Source organism: Methylophaga sp. UBA2513, from assembly GCF_002341285.1.
Lineage (GTDB): Bacteria > Pseudomonadota > Gammaproteobacteria > Nitrosococcales > Methylophagaceae > Methylophaga > Methylophaga marina.
On record NZ_DDNT01000021.1, the window covers coordinates 338,046 to 338,526 of the forward strand.

Genomic DNA, 481 nt, shown 5'->3' on the forward strand with positions numbered 1-481 from the left:
TCCAGTTGAGCCATCCAACCCGAGTTACAATAGCCATGTTGCTGAAGTCGCAAAATCAGTCATTGAGCACAGCCAAGGGCGAATCTTCTTATTATTCACCAGTTATAAAGCGATGCATGAAGTCGCTGAAGCCTTAAAAGAATCTGATTATCCCGTGCTGGTTCAAGGCTCTGGCGCTAAAACGCAACTGCTCGAAGAGTTTCGCAGTCATGGCAATGCCATTTTGCTAGGTACGAATAGTTTCTGGGAAGGGGTAGACGTTAGGGGAGAAGCGTTATCCTGCGTGTTGATTGATAAAATTCCTTTTGCTTCACCTGGCGATCCGGTGCTGGAAGCACGCATTAATGATTTAAAAGAGCGGGGCGGTAATCCCTTTCGAACGATCCAAATCCCTGCTGCAGTTATTCAGCTAAAACAGGGAATTGGCCGTTTGATTCGTGACACCCATGACTCTGGTGTGTTGGTATTATGTGATCCACGT

1 protein-coding gene is annotated in these 481 nt (G+C 46.6%); it reads left to right on the plus strand.

What is annotated here, in order from left to right; all coding sequences use genetic code 11:
- On the plus strand, positions 1 to 481 hold a 481-nt coding region (locus tag B3V56_RS14175), incomplete at both ends, for an ATP-dependent DNA helicase (RefSeq protein ID WP_289284448.1).